Origin of the sequence: Methylobacterium sp. Leaf123, assembly GCF_001423405.1 — a bacterium.
In the GTDB taxonomy this organism is placed as follows: domain Bacteria; phylum Pseudomonadota; class Alphaproteobacteria; order Rhizobiales; family Beijerinckiaceae; genus Methylobacterium.
The window spans coordinates 13,192-37,329 of record NZ_LMNS01000006.1; the positions used below are offsets into that span (position 1 = coordinate 13,192).

22 protein-coding genes and 1 other RNA gene are annotated in these 24,138 nt (G+C 68.1%); 8 read left to right on the top strand and 15 right to left on the bottom strand.

The genetic code is table 11. The features are described 5' to 3' along the window. Window positions 1-2: 2 nt before the first annotated feature. The 4 genes from ASF53_RS07040 to ASF53_RS07055 form a co-directional block, all read right to left on the bottom strand. Window positions 3-1,367 (bottom strand): ATP-binding response regulator, encoded by a 1,365-nt coding sequence (locus ASF53_RS07040; RefSeq protein ID WP_056196089.1) that lies wholly within the window; start codon window positions 1,365-1,367, stop codon window positions 3-5. Window positions 1,368-1,377: 10 nt separating this feature from the next. Continuing rightward, on the bottom strand, window positions 1,378-2,574 hold the full coding sequence (locus ASF53_RS07045; protein WP_056196093.1) for an FIST N-terminal domain-containing protein: 1,197 nt from the start codon (window positions 2,572-2,574) through the stop codon (window positions 1,378-1,380). 170 nt (window positions 2,575-2,744) lie between these two features. Continuing rightward, entirely contained in the window at window positions 2,745-3,353 is a 609-nt protein-coding gene (locus ASF53_RS07050) for a glutathione S-transferase family protein (RefSeq protein ID WP_056196096.1), read from the bottom strand. A gap of 267 nt (window positions 3,354-3,620) precedes the next feature. Next, window positions 3,621-5,159 carry a YifB family Mg chelatase-like AAA ATPase gene (locus tag ASF53_RS07055; protein ID WP_056196100.1) on the bottom strand — a complete coding sequence of 513 codons (1,539 nt, stop codon included), beginning with the start codon at window positions 5,157-5,159 and terminating at the stop codon, window positions 3,621-3,623. A 150-nt stretch (window positions 5,160-5,309) separates the two neighbouring features. On the opposite strand from ASF53_RS07055, the gene ASF53_RS07060 reads away from it, so the two are divergent. Continuing rightward, entirely contained in the window at window positions 5,310-5,570 is a 261-nt protein-coding gene (locus ASF53_RS07060) for a PepSY domain-containing protein (protein WP_056196312.1), read from the top strand. A 35-nt stretch (window positions 5,571-5,605) separates the two neighbouring features. Here the strand turns inward: ASF53_RS07060 and ASF53_RS07065 are convergent, their stop codons facing one another. Further along, the gene (locus ASF53_RS07065; RefSeq protein WP_056196103.1) at window positions 5,606-6,094 is read right to left on the bottom strand and encodes a DUF5991 domain-containing protein; all 489 of its coding nucleotides are present in this window, start codon (window positions 6,092-6,094) and stop codon (window positions 5,606-5,608) included. Window positions 6,095-6,198: 104 nt separating this feature from the next. Here ASF53_RS07065 and ffs point away from each other — a divergent pair. From ffs to ASF53_RS26545, 4 genes are all read left to right on the top strand, one after another. Continuing rightward, window positions 6,199-6,295: signal recognition particle sRNA small type (ffs, locus tag ASF53_RS24770), an RNA gene on the top strand. Window positions 6,296-6,351: 56 nt separating this feature from the next. Beyond that, window positions 6,352-8,223, top strand: a complete 1,872-nt coding sequence (locus ASF53_RS07070; protein WP_056196107.1) for a DNA polymerase III subunit gamma/tau — start codon at window positions 6,352-6,354, stop codon at window positions 8,221-8,223. A gap of 89 nt (window positions 8,224-8,312) precedes the next feature. After that, window positions 8,313-8,636 (top strand): YbaB/EbfC family nucleoid-associated protein, encoded by a 324-nt coding sequence (locus ASF53_RS07075; protein WP_056196111.1) that lies wholly within the window; start codon window positions 8,313-8,315, stop codon window positions 8,634-8,636. 370 nt (window positions 8,637-9,006) lie between these two features. After that, entirely contained in the window at window positions 9,007-9,141 is a 135-nt protein-coding gene (locus tag ASF53_RS26545) for a hypothetical protein (RefSeq protein WP_286134185.1), read from the top strand. A 9-nt stretch (window positions 9,142-9,150) separates the two neighbouring features. Here ASF53_RS26545 and ASF53_RS07080 read toward each other — a convergent pair whose 3' ends face one another. Then, window positions 9,151-11,553: a GumC family protein gene (locus tag ASF53_RS07080; RefSeq protein WP_056196116.1), complete on the bottom strand. Its 2,403-nt coding sequence runs from the start codon at window positions 11,551-11,553 to the stop codon at window positions 9,151-9,153. A 221-nt stretch (window positions 11,554-11,774) separates the two neighbouring features. Here ASF53_RS07080 and ASF53_RS07085 point away from each other — a divergent pair, with 221 nt between their 5' ends. The 3 genes from ASF53_RS07085 to ASF53_RS07095 all read left to right on the top strand — a co-directional run bounded on the left by ASF53_RS07085 (window position 11,775) and on the right by ASF53_RS07095 (window position 15,473). Continuing rightward, the gene (locus tag ASF53_RS07085; RefSeq protein ID WP_056196120.1) at window positions 11,775-12,353 is read left to right on the top strand and encodes a polysaccharide biosynthesis/export family protein; all 579 of its coding nucleotides are present in this window, start codon (window positions 11,775-11,777) and stop codon (window positions 12,351-12,353) included. Window positions 12,354-12,525: 172 nt separating this feature from the next. Beyond that, window positions 12,526-13,785, top strand: a complete 1,260-nt coding sequence (locus ASF53_RS07090; protein WP_056196123.1) for a glycosyltransferase family 4 protein — start codon at window positions 12,526-12,528, stop codon at window positions 13,783-13,785. A gap of 131 nt (window positions 13,786-13,916) precedes the next feature. After that, on the top strand, window positions 13,917-15,473 hold the full coding sequence (locus tag ASF53_RS07095) for an undecaprenyl-phosphate glucose phosphotransferase (protein WP_056196127.1): 1,557 nt from the start codon (window positions 13,917-13,919) through the stop codon (window positions 15,471-15,473). 103 nt (window positions 15,474-15,576) lie between these two features. Here ASF53_RS07095 and ASF53_RS07100 read toward each other — a convergent pair whose 3' ends face one another. From ASF53_RS07100 to ASF53_RS07140, 9 genes are all read right to left on the bottom strand, one after another. Then, window positions 15,577-15,936: a hypothetical protein gene (locus ASF53_RS07100; RefSeq protein WP_056196130.1), complete on the bottom strand. Its 360-nt coding sequence runs from the start codon at window positions 15,934-15,936 to the stop codon at window positions 15,577-15,579. 201 nt (window positions 15,937-16,137) lie between these two features. Next, entirely contained in the window at window positions 16,138-16,539 is a 402-nt protein-coding gene (gene lanM / locus ASF53_RS07105) for a lanmodulin LanM (RefSeq protein WP_056196315.1), read from the bottom strand. Between the two features lie 315 nt (window positions 16,540-16,854). Further along, entirely contained in the window at window positions 16,855-19,374 is a 2,520-nt protein-coding gene (locus ASF53_RS07110; protein WP_056196134.1) for a TonB-dependent receptor, read from the bottom strand. Between the two features lie 549 nt (window positions 19,375-19,923). Further along, window positions 19,924-20,553 carry a hypothetical protein gene (locus tag ASF53_RS07115; protein WP_056196138.1) on the bottom strand — a complete coding sequence of 210 codons (630 nt, stop codon included), beginning with the start codon at window positions 20,551-20,553 and terminating at the stop codon, window positions 19,924-19,926. 10 nt (window positions 20,554-20,563) lie between these two features. Further along, the gene (locus ASF53_RS07120; RefSeq protein WP_056196140.1) at window positions 20,564-21,457 is read right to left on the bottom strand and encodes a lanthanide ABC transporter permease protein PedC; all 894 of its coding nucleotides are present in this window, start codon (window positions 21,455-21,457) and stop codon (window positions 20,564-20,566) included. Then, window positions 21,454-22,203 carry a lanthanide ABC transporter ATP-binding protein PedB/LutE gene (locus ASF53_RS07125; RefSeq protein WP_056196145.1) on the bottom strand — a complete coding sequence of 250 codons (750 nt, stop codon included), beginning with the start codon at window positions 22,201-22,203 and terminating at the stop codon, window positions 21,454-21,456. Before ASF53_RS07125 ends, ASF53_RS07120 begins: the two co-directional genes overlap by 4 nt. Continuing rightward, complete coding sequence (locus ASF53_RS07130; RefSeq protein WP_056196318.1) at window positions 22,200-22,475, bottom strand: hypothetical protein; 276 nt, start codon at window positions 22,473-22,475, stop codon at window positions 22,200-22,202. The genes ASF53_RS07125 and ASF53_RS07130 overlap by 4 nt, the downstream gene beginning before the upstream one ends. 140 nt (window positions 22,476-22,615) lie before the next feature. Beyond that, window positions 22,616-23,050, bottom strand: a complete 435-nt coding sequence (locus ASF53_RS07135) for a cupredoxin domain-containing protein (RefSeq protein ID WP_003601808.1) — start codon at window positions 23,048-23,050, stop codon at window positions 22,616-22,618. 91 nt (window positions 23,051-23,141) lie between these two features. Then, window positions 23,142-24,128, bottom strand: coding sequence for a YVTN family beta-propeller repeat protein (locus ASF53_RS07140; protein ID WP_056196148.1), 987 nt, complete (start codon window positions 24,126-24,128; stop codon window positions 23,142-23,144). Between the last annotated feature and the right edge of the window lie 10 nt (window positions 24,129-24,138).

The window sequence follows — 24,138 nt, forward strand, 5'->3', positions numbered from 1 at the left end:
TCTCACGCCAGCATGTAGGCGAGCAGCGAGCGCAGCTGCGCCGGCTTGATCGGCTTGTGGACGAGTTCGGCCCCCGTGGCCTGGGCGCGGGCGGCGATGTCCGCACCGTGGTCGGCGGTGGTGAGGATCACCGGCGTCACCCAACCCCGGTTACGCCGCAGGTAATCCACCACGTCGAGGCCGCAGGCGCCGTTGTCGAGGTGGTAGTCGATCACCATCACGTCCGGCCGCGCGAGACCGGCGCCGAGGGCGGCGACCACGCCGGCCAGATCGCGAAACACCTGCACCTCGGCATCCCAGTTGCGCAGGAGCCGTTGCAGCGCCTCCGCCGTGGAGGCGTCGTTATCGATCGCGAGCACCCGCGCGCCCGTCAGCGCCGTCGCGAGCGGGGCGAGGGTCACCCGCGGGTCCGGGCGTTGTGTGGCAAGCGGCAGGGTCAGGCTCAGCCGCGTGCCGTGGCCGGTGCGGGAATGCAGTTCGATGGCGTGCCCCAGCGTCGAGGCCATGCGCTGCACGATCGAGAGGCCGAGCCCGAGACCGATCCCGCCATCGTCGCCCTCGCGCGCGCCGCGAAAGAACTCCTCGAAGACCAGTGCCCGCTCGATCTCGGGAATGCCGCAGCCGGTATCGACCACGTCGATCCGGCAGAGCTTGTCCCGCCGACGCGCCACGATCAGCACGCCGCCGCTTTCGGTGTAGCGGATCGCGTTCGAGACGAGGTTCTGGAGGATGCGCTGGAGCAGGATCCCGTCCGTCTCCACCACGAGGTCGGCGCAGCGGGTGACGAGGCGCAGCTCCTTGCGCTCGGCGAAGGGCCGGAAGCTCGCCTCGATCCCGGCCACGAGGTCGGCGAGCCGCACCGGCTTCACCACCGGGCGCACGATGCCGGCATCGAGCTTCGAGATGTCGATGAGCGCCTTGATGAGATCCTCGATCGTCTCCAGGCCGCGCTCGACCTGCCGGGCGATGCCTTGCGCCTCGGGCCCCGGCGCGAGGTCGGTCAGCGCGGAGAGCGAGAGGCGGGCGGCGTTGAGCGGCTGGAGCAGATCGTGGCTGGCCGCGGCCAGGAAGCGCGTCTTCGAGCGGTTGGCGGTCTCGGCCTCCTCCTTGGCTGCCTGCATCGCCGCATTCGAGCGCTCCAGGCTGTTCATCAGCGCGGTCAGCTCTTCGGTGCGGGCGCGGACGCGGCCTTCCAGCATGATCGCGGTTTGGAACAGCGAGTAGGCGCCGCCCTGCTGGTCCATGGTGCGCTCGACATGGGCCATCAGCGCCGCGTTGATGCGCTCGAGCTTGGCCACCCGATGCGTCAGGGCCTCGACGGTCTGCGGTTCGGCGGGCGGTTCCATCCAGGGGCCTGGGCGGTTCATTGGGCCGTCGTCACGGCGCAGTCTTGGCGTCGCGGCGCTCCGGCGCCTCGGCTCGGCCGATCGCGATGCCGGTGAAAGTCTGGTTCAGGTGCATCGAGCGGTACTGCTCGCCATAGGTCTCGAAGCCGACCACGCCGTAGCGCCGGTACAGGTCGGCGATGCGGTGGCGCACCTGCCGGCTCTCGGCATCGAGCCGGCGAAACACACAGTCGAAGCCGATCACGAGGTCGAGCCCGCCGAGCGACGCGTCGAGGCTTTCGAGTTCGGCCCGCGTCGCCTCGACGATGTCGCGCGGCTGCGCTAGCGTCAGCACCACGCCCTCGCCGATGGCGCAGAAGAAGGTCATCGAGCCGTCCGGCTCCACCCGGCTGATCGAGCGGCAGTAATACTCCCCGCCGATCTTCACCGCGAGCGGGTAGGCGGCAAAGCTCATCGTCGAAAGGTTTTCCGGATCGAGCCCCACCGCCATGGCGTATTCGCGCGCCGCGGGCTCGGCGTTCAATTCGGTGACGCGCCGCTCGTCCTCGCGGGCGGCGGTGACCACGAACTTGCGGTTCGTCGGCTCGAAATTGTCGCTCTTGAAGATGCGGATCGGGAAATCGGTCTCGACCAGCAGGATCACCGCCGCGTCGCGACAGAGCCGGCCCTCGTGGATCAGCACCGTGCTGCGGAAGGCGAGATCGTCGCCGGCCGAGCCGCCGATGAGCGGGATGCCGTCGAGCGCCCAGGCCACCGCCGAGACCACCGTCTCCTCCGCATTGGCGAGCGAGTCGATCAGCGAGAGGGCGAAGCGTTGGCCCCTGCCGCCATCCGGCCGCCCCCCGTCGAGGGTTCGGCGCAGGCCGCGCACGATCGAGGCCGCTCCCTCCACGTCGAGCCGAGCGATGTCGGTGAGCAGGCCCGCGACGATGCGGAAGCCTTCGCGGGGAAAGGCGATGGCGACGAGGCCGCGGTCGATCGAGCCCGCCGGGCTGATCCCGCCGGAGGTGGAGCAGCCGGTGAGCCCGATGCCGGGAAACTGTGCGGCCAGCGCCGCAGTGAGGGTGTCCGCCTCGTAGGCCGGCGAGAAGAAGACGATCAGATGGCCGACGGACGCCCGGTCGAGGGCCCCCGCCACGGCTGCGACCGCGTCCAAAGCCTCGGCCGCATCCGTCCAGGCCGTCTGGATTCCGCACAGATGCCGCCGCATCTGCGTGCCGTGCACCACCGCCTCGCTCCCTCGCACAGGGTGTGTTCCAGCAAGCCGGCCGCCCCTGACCTATTGTGCACGACTATGTCCGCGGTGCAGGGGCGTGGCAATGGGCGGGGCCGAGCCGTGCGGATGCGGGCTGCAGCCCCCTCCGGGAGATCACGGATGGGATCCCGCAAAATCCCCGGTCACTTCAGCGCGGCACGCTGAAATCCGGGGCGGGCTCGGCAGCGCGCGAGGTATTCCTGGATGACAGGTGAGTATGTCTCGACGGCGCGAAGCGCCTGGCCAAGTCCGAGAGCGTAGACGACGGACAGGTCCGCGGCCGTGAATGCGGGCCCCGCGATATAGTCATGCTCCTCAAGGCGGCTCTGGATGGCTGGTAGCCGACCACGGAATATGGCCCGAGCCGCCTCGACGCCCGGATTTTCCCGCTGATCCTCAGGGCCGATGAACCAGCAATACGCAACGACCGTCATTGGGCCGGCGAGGCTGGCCTCTCCGAAATGGAGGTACTGAAGGTATGAAGGATAAGAGGCGTCCGACGGTTGCGGGGCCAAGTCTGTGGGCCCGTAGCGCGCGACCAGATACTCGATGATGGCGGTGGATTCGCTGATCACGACATCACCATCCCGCAAGACGGGGATGGAACCGGCCGGGTTGAGCCGCATGAACTCGGCATCGTCCCGATGTCTCGGGAAATCGACGAGGCGGACCTCGTAAGGCAGCCCCATCTCCTCAAGCATCCACAACACCCGCAGCGAGCGGGTCCGCGGTGCGTGAAACACGGTGATCATAACCGAGCCTCTCCCAGGCCAAGACGATTGCGATGTCCTGAGACGGCAAAGCCTTGCCCTCGTCCGCCTCAGCGGGCGGCCTTAGAGCGCATTCCGACGAAGAGGTCACCGGTTCGCCGAAGGAATGGGTTTCAAACCAAAGACCGAGAAGCGCAGGCCCGATGCCGTCCGATCGGAGACGGCTCTCGCTTAGGGGACGCCAGCGCGGCGGGCGTTTCGTGAGAGACCCTCGAACGGGTTCGCGCCCATCCCACCGGATCGCGCCCCCTAGGCTGCGGCCGCCGGCCGCTCGCCCCGCGCCCGGTAGGACAGCGCCTCGGCCAGATGGAGCCGGCGCACCTGCGCCTCGCCGTCGAGGTCGGCCAACGTGCGGGCGACCCGCAGGGTGCGGTGGAAGCCGCGGGCGGAGAGCCGCATGGTCTCGGCCGCGTGGCGGATCAGCGCCGCGCCCTCGGCATCGGGCGCGGCGGCGGCTTCGATCACGGTGGCCGGGCAGGTGGCGTTGGTCGTCGCCGCCGGCAGGCCGAGGGCGGCGTAGCGCGCGCTCTGGAGCAGGCGGGCGGCGGCGACCCGTGCGGCGGCCTCGGCCGAGCCCTCCACGGGCGGCGGCAGGATCAAATCGGCGGCGGTCACCGCCGCGACCTCGATGCGCAGATCAATCCGGTCGAGCAGCGGCCCGGAGATGCGGGCGCCGTACTGGGCGATGCAGCGTTCGTTCGGCCCCCGGCGGCAGGCATAGCCCGGCTCCAGCGCCATGCCGCAGCGGCACGGGTTCATCGCCGCCACGAGCTGGAACCGCGCCGGGTAGGTCGTCCGATGGTTCGCGCGGGCAATCATGATTTCGCCCGTCTCCATCGGCTGGCGTAGGGAATCGAGCACCTGGGGCGTGAATTCGGGCAGCTCGTCGAGGAACAGCACACCGCCATGGGCGAGCGAGGCCTCGCCGGGCCGCGCGTTGAGCCCGCCACCGACCAAAGCCGCCATGGAGGCGGAATGATGCGGCTGGCGGAATGGCCGCCGGTTCGAGAGGGCGCCGCCCTTCAACTCACTCGCGACCGACTGGATCATCGAGACTTCGAGCAACTCGCGCGGACCGAGCGGCGGCAGGATCGAGGGAAGGCGCGCGGCGAGCATCGATTTGCCGGCTCCGGGCGGGCCGTTCATCAACAGGTTGTGGCCGCCGGCGGCCGCGATCTCCAGGGCGCGCTTGGCGCCCTCCTGGCCCTTGATGTCGCGCAGATCCGACATCGGCCCGGCGGGGGCCGCCACCGCGGGCTGGGGCCGGGCCATCACTTGGCTGCCCTTGAAGTGGTTGGCGAGCTGGATCAGCGAGCGCGGCGCCAGCACATCCATGTCGCCCGCCGCCCAAGCCGCCTCGGGCCCGGTCGCGGCCGGGCAGATCAGGCCGAGGCCGCGCCCGTTGGCCGCCATCGCCGCGGGCAGCACGCCGGCCACGGCGGTGATCGAGCCGTCGAGCGCCAGTTCGCCGAGCACGCAATAGCCGCCGAGCGCGTCCGCGGGCAGGGCGCCGATGGCGCCCATCACCGCGAGCGCGATCGGCAGATCGTAATGCGATCCCTCCTTGGGCAGATCGGCCGGGGCGAGGTTGACCGTGATGCGCTTGGCCGGCAGAGCCAGCCCCGAAGCGATCAGCGCCGAGCGCACCCGCTCGCGCGATTCTGCCACCGCCTTGTCGGGCAGGCCGACGATGGTGAAGGCGACGGCGCCGGCTGCGATCTGCACCTGCACATCGACGGCACGCGCCTCGATCCCCTCGAAGGCGACGGTGGCGACGCGCGTGACCATGGTGTTGCGGCAAGCTCCGAACCCGGAGGTTGCAACCTAGGCGGCACTACGCGCGCTGGCAATCACAAGCGGGGCTGTCCGGCGATCAAGCAGGAACAACCGGGGTGATCGACCGTTCGCCCGACGTCTCTTGTGAATGTGGAGCGTCTCATGTCCTTCCGCCCCCTTGCCGCCGTCGCCCTCGGCCTTGCTCTCCTCAGCGGTCCGGCGCTCGCCGACGAGAAGCTGCCGCCCGATCAGCAGACCAAGGTCGAGGACATCCTGAAGAAGGAGGGCTTCACCAAGTGGAAGGAGATCGAACTCGACGACGGCATGATCGAGGTGGACGACGCCATCGACGCCAACGGCAAGCAGTTCGACCTGAAGCTCGACCCGAAGACCTTGGAGATCGTCAAGCGCAAGGCGGAGTAAGGCCCGCCGCTCCCGGAGAGGTCGCCTCTCCGGGACTACCGGACCTTCTTGAGGTAAGCGCCGCTGTCGGCCACGCCCTGCCCGTCCGGCTTGAGGCCCTGCCAGCGCGTGGTCAGCGCCACACCCTTGGCGAGCGTGAAGAGGGGCTGGCCCGGCTTGTAGACCGCCACCCCGTACTGGTTGACCGTTCTGCCGTCGCCGTAGCGATCGAACGTCACCGCGAGATCCTGCCCCTCCCGACGGGTCCGGCAGCGGATCGTCTCGTCGGACTGGAAGCCCCGTATGGTCAGAACGCATCCGTCGCTGACATCGGGGGGCCGCATCACGAGGTCGTAATTCACGACGATGCCCGTGCCGCCGGCCGTGCGGCCGGCCGCGTGCTCGTAGCGGTAACGGCCCTGCCAATCCTTCGGCGCCCCCTCCTGTGCCGGCCCGCCGGCCCGATCCTGCGCGCCGGCGGGCACGGACAGGCCGGCCAGCAGCATGAGGACGGCGAGGCGCGCCGGGATCGTCGTCGTCCGCATGGCCTCTCCCTGAATTGGCCTTGTCGCTGACCCGAAGCATGGCCGCGCGTGTGGAGGGAGGCAACCCGCTTGCATCCCGCCGCGCGGGCCGTCATATACGGCGCGGGAGGTTGGCGAGGGACGTTTCACTCGCCAACCGGGTCAGGTCCGGAAGGAAGCAGCCCTAACGAGACCGAGCGGGTCTTCGTCCAGCCTCCCACCCTCGCTGTCCGCATGAGCCGGACGGCCCGGCCTCTTCCGACAATCCGAACGGCGGCATGGACGAGACGCACGGCACGCTCACCGACGAGCCGGGCCTGCCCGGCATGCCCGCCGCTATGTCCGGGCCTGGGCCGGCCGCGGTCCCCTATCGCGTCCTGGCGCGAAAGTACCGCCCCCAGACCTTCGATGACCTGATCGGCCAGGGCGCCATGGTGCGCACGCTGGCCAATGCCTTTGCGGCCAACCGCATCCCGCAGGCCTGGATGCTGACCGGCGTGCGCGGCGTCGGCAAGACGACCACCGCCCGCATCCTCGCCCGCGGCCTGAACTATCTGCGCACCGGCCAGCCGGATACCGGCCCCACCGTGTCGATGCCGGAGCTCGGCCAGCACTGCCAGGCGATCATGGAATCCCGGCACATGGATGTGCTGGAGATGGACGCCGCCTCGCATACCGGCATCGACGACGTCCGCGGCATCATCGACGGCATCCGCTACTCGCCGGTCTCGGCCCGCTACAAGGTCTACATCGTCGACGAGGTCCACATGCTCTCGGAGAAGGCGTTCAACGCCTTCCTGAAGACGCTGGAGGAGCCGCCGCCCCACGCCAAATTCGTGTTCGCGACCACCGAGATCCGCAAGGTTCCGGTGACGATCCTGTCGCGCTGCCAACGCTTCGACCTGCGCCGGGTCGAGGCCGACGTGCTTTCCGCCCACCTGAAGAAGATCTGCGCCGCCGAAGGCGTGGAGGCCGAGGACGAGGCGCTCGCCGCCGTCACCCGCGCCGCCGAGGGCTCGGTGCGCGACGCGCTCTCGCTGCTCGATCAGGCCATCGCCCACGGGGCGGGCGCGGTCTCGGCTGCGGGCGTGCGCGACATGCTCGGCCTCGCCGACCGCTCGCGCATCGTCGATCTGTTCGAGGCCGTGATGCGCGGCGACGTGCCGGCCGCCTTCGCCGAGATTCGCGCCCAATACGATTCGGGCGCCGACCCGGCGGTGGTGCTCTCGGATCTGGCCGGCTTCACCCATCTCGTCACCCGCCTCAAGCTCGTGCCGGGCGCGGAGGCCGACCCGACCTTAAGCGAGGCGGAGCGCGTGCGCGGCGTCGCGTTCGCCGGGCGCCTGCCGGTGCGGGCACTGTCGCGGGCGTGGCAGATCCTGCTCAAAGCGCTGCCCGAAGTGCAGGCTGCGCCCCGCCCGCTCGCGGCGGCCGAGATGGCGATCGTGCGGCTTGCCTATGCCGCCGACCTGCCGACGCCCGACGAGGCCCTGCGCCAGCTTCGCGCCGACATCGCATCGTCCGAGGGCAACGGCGCCGCGAGCGCGCGCCCGAGCCTCGGACGCGACGGCGGCTCCGCCATGGCCTCGCACGGCTCGGCCGCGCTGCAAATGGCGCCGCCCGCCCCGCAACCCGCGCCGCGGCCGACCCTGGCCGCGGTCCCCTCCCCCGTCACCGCCGCGGCGCCGCAACCCGCCGCGCGCCCGGCTCCGGTGGCTCCCGCCGGTCCGCGGCTCGGACGCTTCGAGGACGTGGTCGCCCAGGCCGAGGCGGCCCGTGACATCGCGCTGAAGGTGGCGCTGGAGCGCGACGTGCATCTGGTGCGCTTCGAGGAGGGGCGGATCGAGTTCCGCCTCGCCCCCGGCGGCCGGCAGAGCCTCCCGACCGATCTCGCCCGCGCCCTCGATGCCTGGACCGGCCGGCGTTGGCTGGTGGCGCTCTCCAAGGAGCAGGGCGCGCCGACGCTCGCGGAAAACTCGCGGGCGGCCGAAGAGACCCGTCACCAGAACGCCGCCGCCCACCCGCTGGTGCGGGAAGTGCTGTCACGCTTCCCCGGCGCGCAGATCGTCAATGTGCGTGACAAGGCGCCGGAGACCGACGGCGCCGGACCGGCCGCGCCTCCGCCCGAAGAGGCGGACGAGGACGCCTGAGGCGCACGCCTCACCCTGGCAAGCTCGGGCTCCCGCGCCTAAGTGCGGGGAGCCAACCCTTTCTCGACCGGAACCGGAGCGAACCCACCATGCGCGACCTCATGGGCATCATGAAGCAGGCCCAGGCCATGCAGGAGAAGATGGCCTCGGTTCAGACCGAACTCGAAGCGGTCGAGGTATCGGGCGCGTCCGGCGGCGGCGCCGTGACCGTGCGGATGACGGCCAAGGGTCAGGTGCTCGGCATTTCCATCGATCCGAGCCTGATGGTCGCCGATGAACGCGAAATCCTGGAAGACCTGATCGTCGCCGCCTGCAACGACGCCCGCGGCAAGGCCGAGGCGACGGCCCAGGAGAAGATGGCGGAACTGACGAAGGGCCTACCGCTACCGCCCGGCATGAAGCTGCCGTTCTAGGCTTGCTTCGGCAACAGCTTGTTTTTGGACCGTCGGCAAGGCTTCGGCCGGATGTGTGCGTCGCCTTGCCACACGCTGTCGTGAGGGTGATATCCATTGCCCTCGTACAGAATTCATTCGTGAAATCAGCGGGAGATATCAGTGACTTGGCTAGGCCGTCCCTGACGCATCGGGGCCCGTCCGAGTTCGGGTCTGAACGTTCTCCGAACGGACCCGCACAACTCTAAATTTTGTTAAGGCAGCTCTTTCGCCAGAAAGGCAAGGTGTCTGTGCCGGGTCGAACGCGGCCCCCCCTTAGCGAGGCTCGGCGGTTCCGCCGGTCCCTCCGATCTGGACCGGCGGAACCACCGCCCTGATTCGGGGAGAGACCGTGCCAATCCTGCTCTCGGTTTCTCTGATCGCCGCGTGCGTTGTCCTCGCGGCCCTTGTCGGCACCAATCTCTGGGCCCTGCGCGTCGCCGCCGCGATGACCGCGACGGAAGAAGAGCGCGGCAAGCGCTGCTGAACCGGCGCGTCAGGCCGAAAGCCGCAGAGGCGTCCCTTCCAGGCTCGGCGTGGGCTCCACGTCCTCGCCATGGCGGGCCACCACCACCCGGCCCACGCCGGTTTCCTTGGCGAGACGATAGAGCGTGACCAGGGCCGGATCATCGGACGCCGCATCCGAGGCGATCACGATTGAATCCATGCAGGGTCCGACCGCTGGAATGAGATCGGCACCGTCCTCGGTGTTCCGCGCATCGAGGCGGCAGAGCACCCAGTCGTAACTCTGCGACAGGGCGTTGAGGCAGATGGCGAGGCCTTGCGGCTCCTCCACCAGAACATCGAGAGGCGCCGCACCGCGCTTCACCGCATGGAGACGCGAGCCCCGCACCGGCTGGATCACGTCGAGGAAGTCGGCCGCACCCGCCACCAGATCGGTCAGCCCCGGCTCGGACGGTCCGGTGACCACGCCGTTCACATCGACCAGCAGCGTCTGGTAGCGCGGCCCGAGCACACGGGCGAGATTGGAAGCGAGACCGGGCGTGCCGTCGGCGCGCGGGGTTTCGACCACGAGCACGCAGCCCCCCTTGGACGACGCGGGCAACTGCCCCGTGCCGTTCGACTTGCTCGTTCCGTTCCCCAGCCGGGCGATCAGCCCTTCGAGGTCGGCATAGGAGGCGGAGGATTTGGCGGGGACGCCGAGCCCGTCCTTGGTCGCTTTCGCCCCATCGCTGGGCGCGGCGGCCTCAGATCCGATCGGTGCCGTGCTGGCGAAGACCGGGTGATGCACCGTCGCCGTCGCCCGCAACGAGTTGGCGAAGGCCAGGGCCGGGGCGAATCGGTCTGCCGCAGAGGCCGGATAGGCACCGCCATAGACCGGCTCGTAGGCAGGACGGCGCGACGCGGGCGGCTCCGGCTCGGGGTAGAAGTCGCGCGGGCGATCGGTCCGGGTGTTCTGAACCACGGGCTCCCCCTCATCCCCGGTGCGGTCTCCGTCTGGCCCGGAGGGCGTGACGAGGAGATGGCGGCCGACGACGCTCGCGCTCGCGAGCAGGAAAGCGAGCATCGTGGCGAAGGCGACGATCGGCAGCTTCTTCGGGAAGGAGGGCAGATCGGGCACGATCGCACGGGACACCACGCGGGCATTGGCCGGGCTGGCATTCTCGGCGTCACGCGCCGCCGCCTCGCGGTAGCGGGCAAGATAGGATTCGAGCTGTTCGCGCTGGGATTTCGCCTCGCGCTCCAGGGCGCGCAGCTCCACCTCGCTGGTGTTGCCCTTGGCGACCACGTCCTGCTGGCCCTGGACCGCCGCTTGCAGGCTCTCGACCCGAGCGCCCGCGATCTTGGCGTCGTTCTCGAGGGTGCGCACCACGCGCTCGGCGGCGGCCTTGATCTGATTCTCGAGATCTTGGACCTGGGCCGTCAGCTCCTTGATGCGCGGATGGGCCGGCAGCAGCGTGCGTGATTCGAGGGCGAGCTGCGCCCGCATCGCCATGCGGCTCTCGACCGTGCGCCGGATCAGCTCGTTATTGGCGACATCGGGAATCTCGAAGGCGCGGCCCTCCTTGATCATGTCCTTGAGCAGCTTGGCGCGGGCGGTCAGGTCCGCCTGGATCGTGCGCGCCTGCGAGAGCTGGCTCGACAATTCGGAGAGCTGCTGGGACGAGAGCGGCTGAGCCGTCGCGCTGCTGCCCGTGCCGATCAAGCCGTGCTTGGCGCGGAACGCTTCGACCTTCGCCTCCGCTTCGGCGACGCGGGCGCGCAGGTTCGCGATGTTGTTGCCGAGCCAGGTCGAGGCGTAGCGGGCGGTATCGACAGAGGCCGCTTCCAGCGAGGCGAGGTAGAGATCCGCCACCGTGTTGGCGCCGCGCGCGGCGAGTTCGGGATCGCGCGAGCGGAACTCGACGGCGAGGATGCGCGACTTGCCGACCGGATAGACCAGCAGGTGGTCGAGGTAGCTTTCGAGAATGCGATCCTCGGAGGGACGATCCATCGGCGCCGAGACGAGGCCGAGCATCATCAGCGTGCGCCGAATCGCCGAACTGCCCTCGGCTTCCGGATCGAATTCGGGGTTTCCGACCAACTTCAGGCTGCGAATCGCTTCGCGGGCGATGTCGCGGGACATCGCCACCTGAACTTGGCTCGCGACGGCCTGCTCGTCGATCGGCTGGATCTGGTCCGTCCGCTCCGCGGCGGTGCGGGCGAAGGCGGGATCGCGGCTTTCCAGCAGAACCTTGGCTTCGCCGGTGTAGCGCGGGGTCACCACTTGCACGAAGACGCCCGCCCCGATCGCGGCCACCAGCGTCGGCACGGCGATCCAGGCCCAGGAGCGGCGCAGAACGCCGCCAATCTGCGCCACCGCCAATCCATCGCCGGGCCCACCGGGCCCACCGGAGGGCGGAAGAGACGGATCGGTCGACAGCCTGAGGCGCGGCATGGGCAGTCTTTACGAAGGCAGGACGCGGATCGGGGTGATCGATCCGTCTTGGGCCAGTTGAGGTCGTTAAGGTTGACTTCCCGTTAAGAGCCGCCACCGGCCGTCGTCGGCATTCGAGACGCGGCGCCGAACCCAAGATGTGATGCCAGACGGCCGCCCGGTCGGATCAGCATTCGTTAACCATGCGCCGTTAAGTAACGCCAAGGTTCTTCACAACGGCGATGGCGATGCAGCGGCGCGCATTTCTCCTGGCCCTTCCGTCCGTCCTCGCGCTCGGCGGCTGCCTGCGTCCGGATTTCCGGACCGTCGATCTCGATGCCACCGGCACCGGTTCCATCGGCACGCGCTACTCCCTGGCGGCGGGCGACAAGCTTCGGGTCATCGTGTTCGGGCAGGACAACCTGTCCAACATCTACGCGGTCGATGGCGGCGGGCGGATCGCGATGCCGCTGATCGGCGTGGTTCAGGTCGGCGGGCAGACGACAGCCCAGGCCGCCCGGCTGATCGAAGCGAAGCTCGCCGCAGGCTATGTGCGCGAGCCGCATGTGACGGTCGAGGTCGATGCCTACCGGCCCTTCTACATCCTCGGCGAGGTGACGACCTCCGGGCAGTACCCCTACGTCAACGGCATGACCGTCGAGACGGCGGTGGCGATCGCCGCGGGCTTCGGCCCCCGGGCGGCGCGCGACTACGCGGTGCTGACCCGCGAGGGCAAGGGCGGACTCATCAACGGCATCGTCCCGATGTCCTACCCGGTGCGGCCGGGCGACACGATCGTCGTCAAGGAGCGGTTCTTCTAAGTTGGCGCATCACGACGTTCACCAAGGCCTAACCGCGATCCGCAAAAGCCGGCCGCGAGCGGCCTCCGCCTGCCATTTGCGCTTGCCCCTTAACCGGGTGCTGACCGCGCCATGATGATCTTCCGCCGGATCGGGCCCCACAGCGGGGCCGCCCGCGCGGAGACCGACTGCCGTGGCCTCTCCCTTCGCCACTCCTTTGACCACCACCCTGACGCCCCAGGGTTCGACGGGTCATCCGATCACAGACCTGTCGTCCCGCGTTGGCTCCGGTGAGCGGCACCGCATCCTCCATGTCTTCCGGGCCCCGGTCGGCGGCCTGTTTCGCCATGTCATCGATCTCACCCGCCTCCAGGCAGAGGCCGGGCACGCCGTCGGCCTCGTCTGCGATGCCTCGACCGGCGGCGAGCGGGCCGAACGGACCCTGGCGGAGTTGGCCCCTTACCTTGCCCTCGGCGTCACCCGCGTTCCGATGCGCCGGAACCCGCATGCGAGCGACCTTCAGGTTTTGCGGACCGTAAGGGTCCAAGCCCTCGCGGTGGGCGCCGACGTGCTGCACGGCCATGGTGCGAAGGGCGGCGTGTTCGCCCGCCTCGCCCCGCTCGGCACGGCCGGGCGCCGGGTGATCCGCGCCTATACCCCGCATGGCGGCAGCTACAACTACCGTCCGGGAACGCCCCTCCACCGGCTCTACATGGCCGCGGAGCAGGTGATGGCGCGGGCGACCGACCTATTCCTGTTCGAGAGCGAATACGTCGCCTCGCGTCACGCCGCCTTTGCCGGAGGCGCACCGCGTCTCGAACGCATCGTCCATAACGGCATCGCGGAAGCCGAGTTCGCCCCCGTGGAGACGACGGACGATCCGTTCGATCTCGTCTATGTCGGTGAGCTGCGTGAGGCCAAGGGCTTGCCGGTGCTGCTGCGGGCGCTGGCGCGGCTGCGGAGCCAGGGCCGCGACCTCCGGCTTCTCATGGTCGGCTCCGGCCCCGATACCGAGAGCATCGCCGCGATGGCGGAGAATCTCGGTCTGCGCCATGCCATCGCGTTCGAGCCGCCCCAGGCGATCCGGCCGGTGCTCGGACGCGGCCGAGTCATGGTAGTGCCGTCGCTGGCTGAGTCCTTGCCCTACGTCGTGCTGGAGGCCGCGGCGGCCGGTCAGCCCCTGGTCGCGACCAATGTCGGCGGCATCCCGGAAATCTTCGGGGCCTTCTCGTCCGATCTGGTCCCGCCCGGCGATTGCGAGGCGCTGAGCGCTGCCATCCTCCGCATCCTCGATGAGGAACCGTCACGCCGGGACGGCCGTGCCCGTGCGCTCAGCAATTCGCTGCGCACCCGCTTTTCCATGAACCGCATGGCGACCGACGTCTTGTGCGGCTACGCCGCCGCCTTCAATGCGAAGCGCCTGCGGACGGTCTCTGCCGCCGTGACGGCTTGAGAGCGGATGTCGATACGATCGGTGTCCCCGTTTTCCACAGCCCGCCTCACCCGCCCATTAGGCTTTCGTGAAGGACGATCCGGCACACTGGACAGCCGGAGAGGCTCGATGTTTTCACGTGGAACATTCCAATGAGCGCCATCGACGTTCGGGATCTGCTCAAGGTCGCGAGGGAAAACGGCTCGCTGACATCCGTACCGGCGCCGCTCCCCCTCCACAGCGACACCAATCCTGAGGCCGGGCCGTCCGCATCGATCCCTGAGCCACCCCCGCCGAAAGCGACGTGGCTGTCGCCGGTCGTGCTCGCGGGTTGTGTGCGGCTCGCCGAATTCTGCGGCTTGATCCTGCTGGGCTTGGCGCTGCATCAGGCCTTGCTGCGGGGCGTCGTTCCGCTCGCGCCGCGCTACCATGCTGCCATTCTGGCGGTGACCTTGGCGGCGCTCGGGCTTTTCCAAGCCTCGGGCAGCTACCGGATCAGCGCATTCCGCGACCTGCAGCGGACGACGGTGAAGCTCGCCACCGGCTGGTCCATCGCCTTTCTGATGGTGGCCGCGGCCATGGTGCTCGGCAAGGTCGCCGACCATTACTCCAGGATCTGGCTGCTCAGCTACTACATGGCCGGCCTTGGAATCCTGCTCGGCGGACGCGCCGCGCTCTCGGCCTTCGTACGCATGCAGATGGCCAAGGGGCGCTTCGACCGTCGGACCGCGATCGTCGGCGGCGGACCGGCGGCCGTGGAACTGATCCATGCCCTAGAAGCGAGCGGCGATAACGGCATCCGCATTATCGGGATCTTCGATGATCGGGGGGACGATCGATCCAGCACGGACGTCGCCGGCTATCCCAAGCTCGGCAATGTCAGCGACCTCGTCACCTATGCCCGCCACGCGCCCGTCGATCTCGTGGTGTTCACCCTGCCGATCTCGGCCGAGACGCGCATCCTGCAGATGCTGGCCAAGCTCTCGGTGCTCCCGGTCGATATCCGCCTCTCGGCCCATGCGACCAAGCTGCGCCTGCGCCCGCGCGCCTATTCCTATCTCGGCGGCGTGCCGCTGCTCGACGTCTTCGATAAGCCGCTGGCCGATTGGGACGTCATCCTGAAGGGCGTGTTCGACCGCCTCGTCGGCTTGATGCTGCTGCTGGCCCTCTCACCGGCGATGATCGCCGTGGCGCTCGCGGTGAAGCTGACCTCACCGGGCCCAGTGCTGTTCCGGCAGAAACGCTACGGCTTCAACAACGAGCTGATCGAGATCTTCAAGTTCCGCTCGATGTATGTCGATCTCTGCGATGCCGGTGCGGCGCAGCTCGTCACCAAGACGGATGCCCGTGTGACGCCGGTCGGCCGCTTCATCCGCAAGACATCGCTCGACGAGCTGCCGCAGCTCTTCAATGTGATCCGCGGCGACCTCTCGCTGGTCGGGCCGCGCCCGCACGCGGTCCAGGCCAAGGCGGCGAACACCCTCTACGATCAGGTGGTGGACGGCTACTTTGCCCGCCACAAGGTCAAACCCGGCATCACCGGCTGGGCGCAGATCAATGGCTGGCGCGGCGAGACCGACACCAGCGAGAAGCTCCAACGCCGGGTCGAGCACGACCTGCACTACATCGAGAATTGGTCGATCCTGTTCGACCTCAAGATCCTGCTCACCACGCCGCTCGCGCTCTTTAAGACCGACAACGCGTATTGAGGATCCTTGAGACCACGGACGGGACGAGACCCAGGACCGCCAGAGCGCAGTCCTGGGCCTTTTCATTTCTCAAGGAATGATGTGCTTGGGCGGTTGCGCCGAACTACGGTAGCGCGCCGGCCTTCTCCTTCACCTTGGTCATCGTGTCCTGGCAGGCGGTCTCCTGGCCGGCCTTGTCCTGCTCCTTCGCCTTGGCAAGCAGGGTGCGCGCCTCTTCCACGCCCGCCTTCGTCGGCACGGTCGAGGGATCGGACGGGGCACCGGCCGGCGGCTTGTCGAGGGCCTTGGGCGAGTTCGAGGAGGTGGCGCCGCCCGGAGGCTCCTTACCGGTCACCTGTTCCGCACCGGCGCTGTTGAGCCGCCGCTCCACCGTGGAGATGTCGTCCTTGCAGGTGACGGCCAAAGCGGGGCCAGCGGTGACGAGGATGGCGAGGGCAACAGGCAGCGTAAGGGCAATGCGCATGGGGTGGGGGCTCCTCCGGATCGGCTTGTTACGAGCTGGTCCCGTGACCGCCCGCTTCGGCCGGAACAGTCCTCGAAGGCCCCTTAGGGTTCCGCTCTGCGACGCTTCGCCCACGCCCCGGAACGGGGCTGGTGGACATGAAAAAGGGTGCGGATCTCGCGATCCGCACCCTTTTTCGTCCCGAACGAAGTGTCGGGGAATTTAGCGGATCAGGTTGACCAGAGCCGAGCCGGCCGGGCTCGCCAGTTCCTTGGCATCGATGGTGCCATCGTTGTCCGGGTTGGCAGCCTTGAACTGCGCCTCGACGGCGGCGAGGTATTCCTTCTTGTCGAGGGTACCGTCGTTGTCCGGGTCGAGCTTCTTGAGGTCGGCCTCGCTGACGCGGCCCTTCAGCTCCTTGGCATCGAGCGTGCCATCCTTATCCGGATCGAGCTTGTCGAAGGCGGCGGAGCCGGCGGCCAGAGCCTCCTTGAGATCGATCGTGCCGTCCTTGTCCGGATCGAAGGCGGCGATATCGACCTTCGTGGTCGTCGTCGGGGCGGCATAGGCCGGAGCAGCGACGAGCGCGGCGAGAAGAATGGCAGACGAGAGGCGGAACGCCATAAGGGCAAACTCCTGATCGAAGAGGCCCGGCGAAACCGGGCAGACGGCAACATCGCGGAAGCGCACACAACCGCCTTACCTCAGGCCAACAAGCCTCGGGCAAAGCGGCCGTTCGGCCTCGCTTAGATTGCGTATCTTGCCCGGGAGAAATTGGCAACAGGCGGAGCGGAATTCGCAGATCCCGACGGCCCAAAACCGTGAAGTTTCGGTCAAACAGCAAAGCGGCGCAGTTCCGGAGAACCGCGCCGCTCGCGTCGTTCGAGAGAAGTCCCGGACCGGATTCGGTCCGGGTGCGTGTGCGGCTCCGTGGCCCGCTCAGCCCTTCCGGACCAGCGGGAACGGCTCGACCACGGGAGCCGCGGGCGGCGGCTCGAACAGGATGCGCAGGCCGCCGAAGGCCGCCACCGGCGCGCCGGGCGCGAGGCTGCGGTTCGAGGTGGCGTTGGGCACCCGGACGATCGGAACCTCGTTCACCGGCGAGAACGTGCCGAAGGTGGCGTAGTTGGCGTTGAAGGCGTTCTCGACATAGCCGTAGAGTTCGATGTTCGACGCCACGCGGTAGCTCGTGTTGAGGCCGAACACCGCGAAGTCACCGGTGGTCTTGTTCTGGTTGGTCGGGTCGCCGACGAGGAACTTGCCGGTGGCGAAGCGCGCGAGCGCCCCGACGCGCCATTCCGGCGTCACCTGATACTGCACGCCGACCTTGAGCTGGTGCGGCGCGACGCCGGGCAGGCGGTTGCCCGGACGCACGAGCACGACGCCGCTCTCGTCGCCGCCCGCGCTGTTGAACGGGTTGCCGGGCGCGGCGAGTTCGACCGGCGACTCGAAGGTCGCATCGACGAAGGCGTAGTCGATGAAGGCGTTCCAGCGCGGCGCCGTGTAGAACAGGCTCGCCTCGACGCCCTGCCGCTTGGTCGAGCCGACGTTGCGGAAGAAGGCGCGGCCGATCGTGTCGGGGGCCGGCACGAACAGGATGTCGTCGTCGTTGCGGGTCGAGAAGAAGCCGGCCTTCCACGACAGGATGCCGCCGAAATACTCGTCGGGTTGCGGGATGCGGCCGCGGATACCGGCCTCGACCGTGCGCGCCACGACCTGCTTCAACGGCGGGTCGCCGACGAAGAAGTTGGTGAGCGAGCAGGGCGCCAGCGGATCGGCGCAGGAGAGTTCGGCCGGGGTCGGGGCGCGGTTGGCTTCCGTGTAGCCACCGTAGGCGACGAGGTAGTCGGGAATGACCTTGTAGGTCGCGCCGATGCCGGGGTTGAAGCGCTGGTAATAATGGTCGCCGTTCAGCGCCGTGCCGATCTGGTCGCGCAGGACGATCTTGGCCATGTTGAACCGGCCCTGCAGCGTCAGGGTCAGCCGGTCGGTCAGGTCGGTGTTGTTCGCGAAGTAGATGCCGCCGTAATCGTTCGAGGTATGAACCGAGACGGGGGTGATGATGCCGTCGTCGCTGGAGACGACGATGCCGGGGGGCGAGAAGCCGCGGTCGAGGGTCAGGCCGCCGATGGAGTTGTCGGCCCCGAAGCGGGTGCGTCCGCCGTCATAGGAACCACCGAGGACGAAGCGGTTCGGCAGGCCGAACAGCGTCTCGCGCACCACGGTCTGGACCGTAGCGCCGAAATTGTCGGTATTCGTGCGGGTCTGGTTGAGGAAGGCGTAGGGTCCGCCCTCGTCGAAGCGGTCGGCGAAGACCGGGTTGACCCCGCCGAAGTTGAAGGTGCGCAGCCGGTCGGCCCGCACGGGGCTGCCGGTGCGGTCCCGCAGGAAGAACTGGTTGTCGTCGGCGCCCTCGGAGCAGACAAACCGCTCATCGGCCTCGCAATTCTCCACGTCGGCGGCATCGCCGTTGGCGGTGCGCTGGCGGAACAGGCCGTAATAGGCGTTGCCCTGCACGGTGATGGTCGGGGTGACGTCGTAGGTGCCGGAGAGCTGGAAGCGCAGGAAGTCGTTCTTGGTCTGGTCGGGATAGGTGAAGACGTCGCTGCGGTCGGTCTTCAGCAGCTCGACCGGGGCGGTGCCGTTACCGGTCAGGCTGTTGCTGGCGCCGATGACGTTGAAGTGGAATTCGCTCTTCTCGCCCTGCACGCCGAGGTCGGCGTAGATCTGGTTGAGACGCGACGGGGAATGGCGCCGCCAGCCGTCCTCGCCGAGCTTGTTGCCGGCAACGTAGAGGCCGATATTGTCGATGCGCTGGCCGTGCTGGAACGCCACCGCGCCGCGGCCGAACGAGCCGCCGAGCACGTTGATCTCGCTGCCCTGGTAGGTGAAGCCGTTCTTGAGCGACACCGCCAGCGAGCCGCCGAGCGCGTTGAGGCCGAAGGCCGGGTTCGAGCCTTCCAGCTCGATCCGATCGACGGCGATGTCGGGGATCAGATCCCACTGCACCGTGTCGCCGAACGAGGTGTTGAAACGGGCCCCGTTGAGATAGACGGCCACGCCCTGCGGCGAGCCGCCGAGTGGCGAGGCCTCGAAGCCGCGATAGGTGATCGTCGGCTGGAAGGGGTTGCCCTGGGCGTTGTTGACGCTGATCGAGCCGACGCGCTCATCGAGCGCCCGCACCGTGCTCGGGAAGCCGACACGCGAGACGTCGCCTGCGGTCAGCACGCTCGTGTTCTGCGGCAGCTTGTTGCGGTCGATCCCGTCGAGCACGGTCACTTCGCGCAGACCCGACGGGGTCTGGGTGGCCACGACCCGGCGCGAGGCCGCCACCGGCGTATTCGAGACGACGCTGATCTCTTCGAGCGTAACGGCCTCTCCGCCGCCCGCGCCTTGCGCCATCACATGTCCCGGAAGCAGCGCAACCGATGCGATGAGGCTGCCTCGCAGCACCCGCATTGTCATTCCCCAGCCCTTGTCATTCGTGCGTGCGGCCCGTTCGAGCGGAACCGTTGCCGGATGTTGCTGATGGAGGGGGGTAACGACAATCGCTGCCGAGCGTCTACGGGACCAATTCTGATGAGACGCTCAAGCTTCCACGGAAGCGTGGTGTTCTGGCAACATATTTCTGCCGTTCCGTCAAAGACTTACGGACAAAACGGCAGGTTGTTCCGGGATCATTCGGCAATAGTTCGTCGGCTTTCGGCAGCCGGCCCGACCAAGATCCCGCCGAGTCTCTTTGCTCCGAAAATCGGTTTGCCCCACCTCAGGGTGCTTCGGTGCGACCGAAACAGCCGTTGTCGGAGCGCATCCTGAAATCATGACGCTCAGCCTCAGGCTGCATCACGCCAGGCAATTACATGGCAGGGCGGCAAAAATCGAAGGAAAATACTTCGGCATTCGCGGACGAGCACGAATCCCAACACGACATCGTGGACCGGTCGGTTCGTTACGCTCGCACCGCGGCGCTTGGCGGAAGCAGACTCGTCGCTTCCGCCCGAAAGCCGGTCAGAGATGCGCCTGGATGCGACGGGCAATTTCGCCCAGGCGCTGCTCGAGAATCGTCGGCACTTCGCAGACATAGGAAACCGACTGGTTCCGCTCGTCGAAGATGCGCCGGTCCCAGTTGAATTTGCTTTCCAAGTCCGCGGCCTCCTTGGAGGCGACCTTGGTGGAGTCGGATTCCGGGCTGTCCTTCATCTCGCTCACCTTGTCCGCCTCGTCGCGGATGCGTTCGGCGAGACGGCGCTGGCCCTGGGCATAGCGGCTGATCCCGTTCATCACCGTGCTGCGCTCGCCGTTGATGATCTCGAACACCCCGGCGAAGACGCGGGTGAGGCGCTTGCCCTTCTCGGCGGGATCGGCCTTCTGCGCGAATTCATCGAGCAGGGTGTCGACCTCGCGCAATTCGGTGCGGCGGGAGGCGAGCTTGCGGGCGAGCTGGGCCGCCTCGCGGTCGCTGCCCCACTCACCGGCCTCGGCAAGATCCGGCCCGGTCCAGAACGAGCCGTAGCCCAGCGTCGTCACCTTGCGCTGCGGGCAGGGCCAATCCGGATCGGCCTTGGGCTGCGCGAGCGCGGGCCCGGCCGCGAGGAGCAGGGCAAGGCAAAGCGGGGCACGAACGGAACGACGGATCATGGGAGGTCTCTCAGGCAGCTTCGCCGGCCGGTCCGCCGCGCCGGGCCATGATGCCGCGGCCCGGATCGTAGGCGATCACGGCGAGGGTGAAGAACAGGAGGCCGGTGCCGACCACGACGGCGCAGGCGACCGGCTCGAAGCGCCCGTAGAGAGCGAAACGCACCAATTCGACCGCGTGGGTGAACGGATTGGCCTGGCAGATGAGATAGAGCCACTCGCTCGATGCCCGAACCTGCCAGAGCGGATATAGGGCAGAAGAGGCAAAGAACATCGGGAAGATCACGAAATTCATGACGCTCGCGAAGTTCTCAAGTTGCCGCACCAGCGACGACAGGAACAGGCCGATCGCCCCGAGCATCAAACCTGAGGCCAGGAAGGCCGGCAGGGCGGCGAGATAGCCGATGGGCGGAATGCCGGTCTCCCAGAACCACGCGATGGCCAGGAAGGCGTAGGCCTGGACGATGGAGACGCTCACGCCCGCGATCAGTTTGGCCAGCAGCAGCGACCAGCGCGGATAGGGCGAGGTCAGCAGCACCTTCATCGAGCCGACCTCGCGGTCGTAGACCATCGAGAGCGAGGACTGCATGCCGTTGAAGAGCTGGATCATCACCGCGAGCCCCGGCACCACATAGGCCTCGTAGAGCACGTAGGTCTCGTAAGGCGGCGTGATCGAGGTGCCGAGCGTGTTGCGGAAACCCGCCGCGAAGATGAACAGCCAGACCAGCGGGCGCACCATCGCCGAGAAGAACCGCTCCTTCTGGTGGAAGAAGCGCAGCAGCTCGCGGCGCACGATGCCCCCGAGCGCGATGAGGTAGCCGACCGCATCGAGCCGGCCCGCATGCGGCACGGTCTTCGCGCCGTCCTCGGCATGGGCAGCGGCGGCGGGGTTCGAAGGAGAACTCATGCGGCGGACTTCACGGCTCTCTTGTCGGGTTCGGCGACGAGGCGGCGGAAGGCGGCCTCCAGCGTCTCACCGGGCCCGCCGATCTCCCCGGCAAGGCCGCGGGCGACGATGCGGCCCTTGTGCAGGACCACGGCGTCGTCCTCGGGCGAAATCTCCTCGAAGATGTGGGTCGCCCACAGCACCGAGAGCCCCTCCTCCCGCACCAGGGCGCGGACGATGGCGACGATGTCGGCGCGCGATTCGAGGTCGAGCCCGACGGTGGGCTCGTCGAGCAACAGCAAGCGCGGCGCGTGGATCAGCGAGCGGGCGATCTCGATGCGCCGCGACTGGCCTCCGGACAGGGTGCGGATCTTGTCGTCGCGCCGCTCGGCGAGGCCGACGCGGGCGAGCAAGGTCTCGATGCGCGCACGCGCGGCCACCCGGCCGATGCCGTGCAGGCTGGCGTGGTAATGCAGGTTCTGCGCGACGGTGAGGTCGGTATCCAGCGTCCGCGCCTGGAACACCACGCCGAGGCCCGCGAGCGCCCGCGACGGCTCGCGGTCCAGGGGATGGCCGAGGATCGCGACCCGGCCCTCCTGATTGTTGTAGAGCCGGGTGATCACCGAGAACAACGTGGTCTTGCCCGCACCGTTGGGCCCGAGCAGCGCCATGAAATGCCCGCGCTCGACCGTGATCGACACGCCTTCGAGCGCCGCGCGCTGGCCGAAGCGGTGGCTAACGCCGGTGACCTCGAGTGCCGCGCTCATTTCGGCAGCGCCCGCTTGGCGTCGTCGAGCGCTTCGAGGCACTCGTCGAACTCGCCCTCCCCCTGCTCGCGCTCGGCGATCTTCAGCGCGCGGGTGAGTTTCTGCGGGACGGACTCGGCCGCCAGTTTTTCGACACGCGCCTTCACGGCGGCGATGCCTTCGGCGCAGGCGGCCTTGTCGTCGGCGCGCACGGGCGTCACCAGAAGGGTAAGGGCTAAAGCAGCCGCAACGAAAACCCCTCCCCCCTCTGCGGGGGAGGGTGCCTCGCGGATGCGAGGCGGGAGAGGGGTCGGCTCAGGTCTTTCCGGAAGCGTCGTTCCCCTCACCCGACCCGCTGCGCGGGCCACCCTCTCCCGCAGAGGGGAGAGGGGTAAAATCGCGTGCAAGAGGAAGCCGCTGCGCATGATCAAGCTCACTTCACCGTAATCGTGCCGGCCATGCCCTTCTCTTCAAGCCCTTGCGCATACCATTTGTAGGCGCCCGGCTTGATGGCGACGAATTCGATGGCGATCTCGCCGGGATCGTCGAATTCGAGATGGTCGGGCGGGCCGCCGCCGTGGATCTCCTTGTGCTCGATCACGATCTGGTTGAACCAGATGTAGCGGAAGAACTCGGGGGCGTAGAATTTGTACTCCTGCCGCCCCTTGGCGACGATGCGCAGGCGATAGGCCTTGCCGGCTTCCAGCTCGATATCCTTGTTCTCGACCACGAAGTCGTTGCCCTCCTCGTTGCCGAGCACGAGGTCGGGCAGGTTCTGCCGCTTCTTGGTGAGGTCGAGGGCACCGGCCGGGGCGGCGGCCAGCATCAGGGCCGCGGCGGCGAGGCCGAGGCGCGTGGTCCATCTCATGTCGCTTCCTCCGGTTTCTTGTTTTTGCATCGCCCTTTTCCGAAAGCCGGCAACCACCTTTCGGGACGACGCCTTAGCCGGCGAACTGAACTTATTTCTTCGAGATCGCCACGCCCCAGGGCAGCAGCCCGACCGGGATGCTTTTCACCACCTTCAGCCCCTCGACGTCGATCACCGAGACGTCGTTAGAGGTGCCGTTGGTCGTGTAGAGCTGCTTCTCGTCGGGCGTGAAGGCGAGCTGCCAGACGCGCTGGCCCACGGGCAGGTACTTCTGCACCTCGTAGGTCTTGGCATCGACCACCGCGACGCGGTTGGCCGGCCCGAGCGCCACGAAGGCGCGGGTGCCGTCCTTGGTCAGGCGCACGCCGACGGGCTGGATCTGCTCGTCGGTGACGCTCGGAATCTTGAAGGTGATCTTCTTGATGACCTTGCGGGTGGCGACATCGATCACCGAGACCGTGCCGCCGACCTCCGCCGAGACCCAGAGGAACTTGCCGTCCGCCGAGAACTCGGCGAAGCGCGGCCGGGCATCGACCAGCACGTTGTCGATCACCTCGAAGGTCTTGGTGTCGATGAAGTGCGCCATGTTGGTGGTCTCGGAGGTGTTCACGAGAACCTTGCCGTCCGGCGACAGCCCCATCCCCTCCGGCTCGACGCCGACCGGGATCTCGGCCAGCACCTTGTTCTTCTCGATGTCGAGGATGGTGACTTGGCTGTCGTCCTCGTTGGCGACGTAGAGTGGGTTGCCGCTCTGATCGAGGATGAACTGTTCCGGGTCGGGCCCGGAGCGCAGGGAGCGGACCACCTTGCCGGTCGCCGTGTCGAGCACGTCGATGCGGTCGTCGTCGCTGGCGCAGACGAACAGCTCCTTGTCGTCTTTGGAAAGCGTCACGCCGCGGGGGCGCCGCCCGACCTTCCAAGTCCCGGTCACCGCCAGGGTCTCGGTATCGATGACCGAGACGGTGTTGGCCTTCTCGTTGGTGACGTAGGCGGTAAAGGCTTGCGCGCTTCCCGCGCTCCCGAGCGATACGCCCGCGAGCAGCGCGCAGCCCAGTCCTGCCCTCAAGCGAGCGACCATCGGCGTCCTC

Bases quoted from the DNA above. Each gene is read 5' to 3' on its own strand.
- ASF53_RS07100 (WP_056196130.1), bottom strand. From the start codon at position 15,936: ATGCGCATTGCCCTTACGCTGCCTGTTGCCCTCGCCATCCTCGTCACC.
- ASF53_RS07095 (WP_056196127.1), top strand. From the start codon at position 13,917: ATGAGCGCCATCGACGTTCGGGATCTGCTCAAGGTCGCGAGGGAAAAC.
- ASF53_RS07080 (WP_056196116.1), bottom strand. From the start codon at position 11,553: ATGCCGCGCCTCAGGCTGTCGACCGATCCGTCTCTTCCGCCCTCCGGT.
- ASF53_RS07070 (WP_056196107.1), top strand. From the start codon at position 6,352: ATGGACGAGACGCACGGCACGCTCACCGACGAGCCGGGCCTGCCCGGC.
- ASF53_RS07055 (WP_056196100.1), bottom strand. From the start codon at position 5,159: ATGGTCACGCGCGTCGCCACCGTCGCCTTCGAGGGGATCGAGGCGCGT.
- ASF53_RS07085 (WP_056196120.1), top strand. From the start codon at position 11,775: ATGGCGATGCAGCGGCGCGCATTTCTCCTGGCCCTTCCGTCCGTCCTC.
- ASF53_RS07065 (WP_056196103.1), bottom strand. From the start codon at position 6,094: ATGCGGACGACGACGATCCCGGCGCGCCTCGCCGTCCTCATGCTGCTG.
- ASF53_RS07120 (WP_056196140.1), bottom strand. From the start codon at position 21,457: ATGAGTTCTCCTTCGAACCCCGCCGCCGCTGCCCATGCCGAGGACGGC.
- lanM (WP_056196315.1), bottom strand. From the start codon at position 16,539: ATGGCGTTCCGCCTCTCGTCTGCCATTCTTCTCGCCGCGCTCGTCGCT.
- ASF53_RS07125 (WP_056196145.1), bottom strand. From the start codon at position 22,203: ATGAGCGCGGCACTCGAGGTCACCGGCGTTAGCCACCGCTTCGGCCAG.
- ASF53_RS07060 (WP_056196312.1), top strand. From the start codon at position 5,310: ATGTCCTTCCGCCCCCTTGCCGCCGTCGCCCTCGGCCTTGCTCTCCTC.
- ASF53_RS07050 (WP_056196096.1), bottom strand. From the start codon at position 3,353: ATGATCACCGTGTTTCACGCACCGCGGACCCGCTCGCTGCGGGTGTTG.
- ASF53_RS07135 (WP_003601808.1), bottom strand. From the start codon at position 23,050: ATGAGATGGACCACGCGCCTCGGCCTCGCCGCCGCGGCCCTGATGCTG.
- ASF53_RS07040 (WP_056196089.1), bottom strand. From the start codon at position 1,367: ATGAACCGCCCAGGCCCCTGGATGGAACCGCCCGCCGAACCGCAGACC.
- ASF53_RS07140 (WP_056196148.1), bottom strand. From the start codon at position 24,128: ATGGTCGCTCGCTTGAGGGCAGGACTGGGCTGCGCGCTGCTCGCGGGC.
- ASF53_RS07075 (WP_056196111.1), top strand. From the start codon at position 8,313: ATGCGCGACCTCATGGGCATCATGAAGCAGGCCCAGGCCATGCAGGAG.
- ASF53_RS07115 (WP_056196138.1), bottom strand. From the start codon at position 20,553: ATGATCCGTCGTTCCGTTCGTGCCCCGCTTTGCCTTGCCCTGCTCCTC.
- ASF53_RS07110 (WP_056196134.1), bottom strand. From the start codon at position 19,374: ATGCGGGTGCTGCGAGGCAGCCTCATCGCATCGGTTGCGCTGCTTCCG.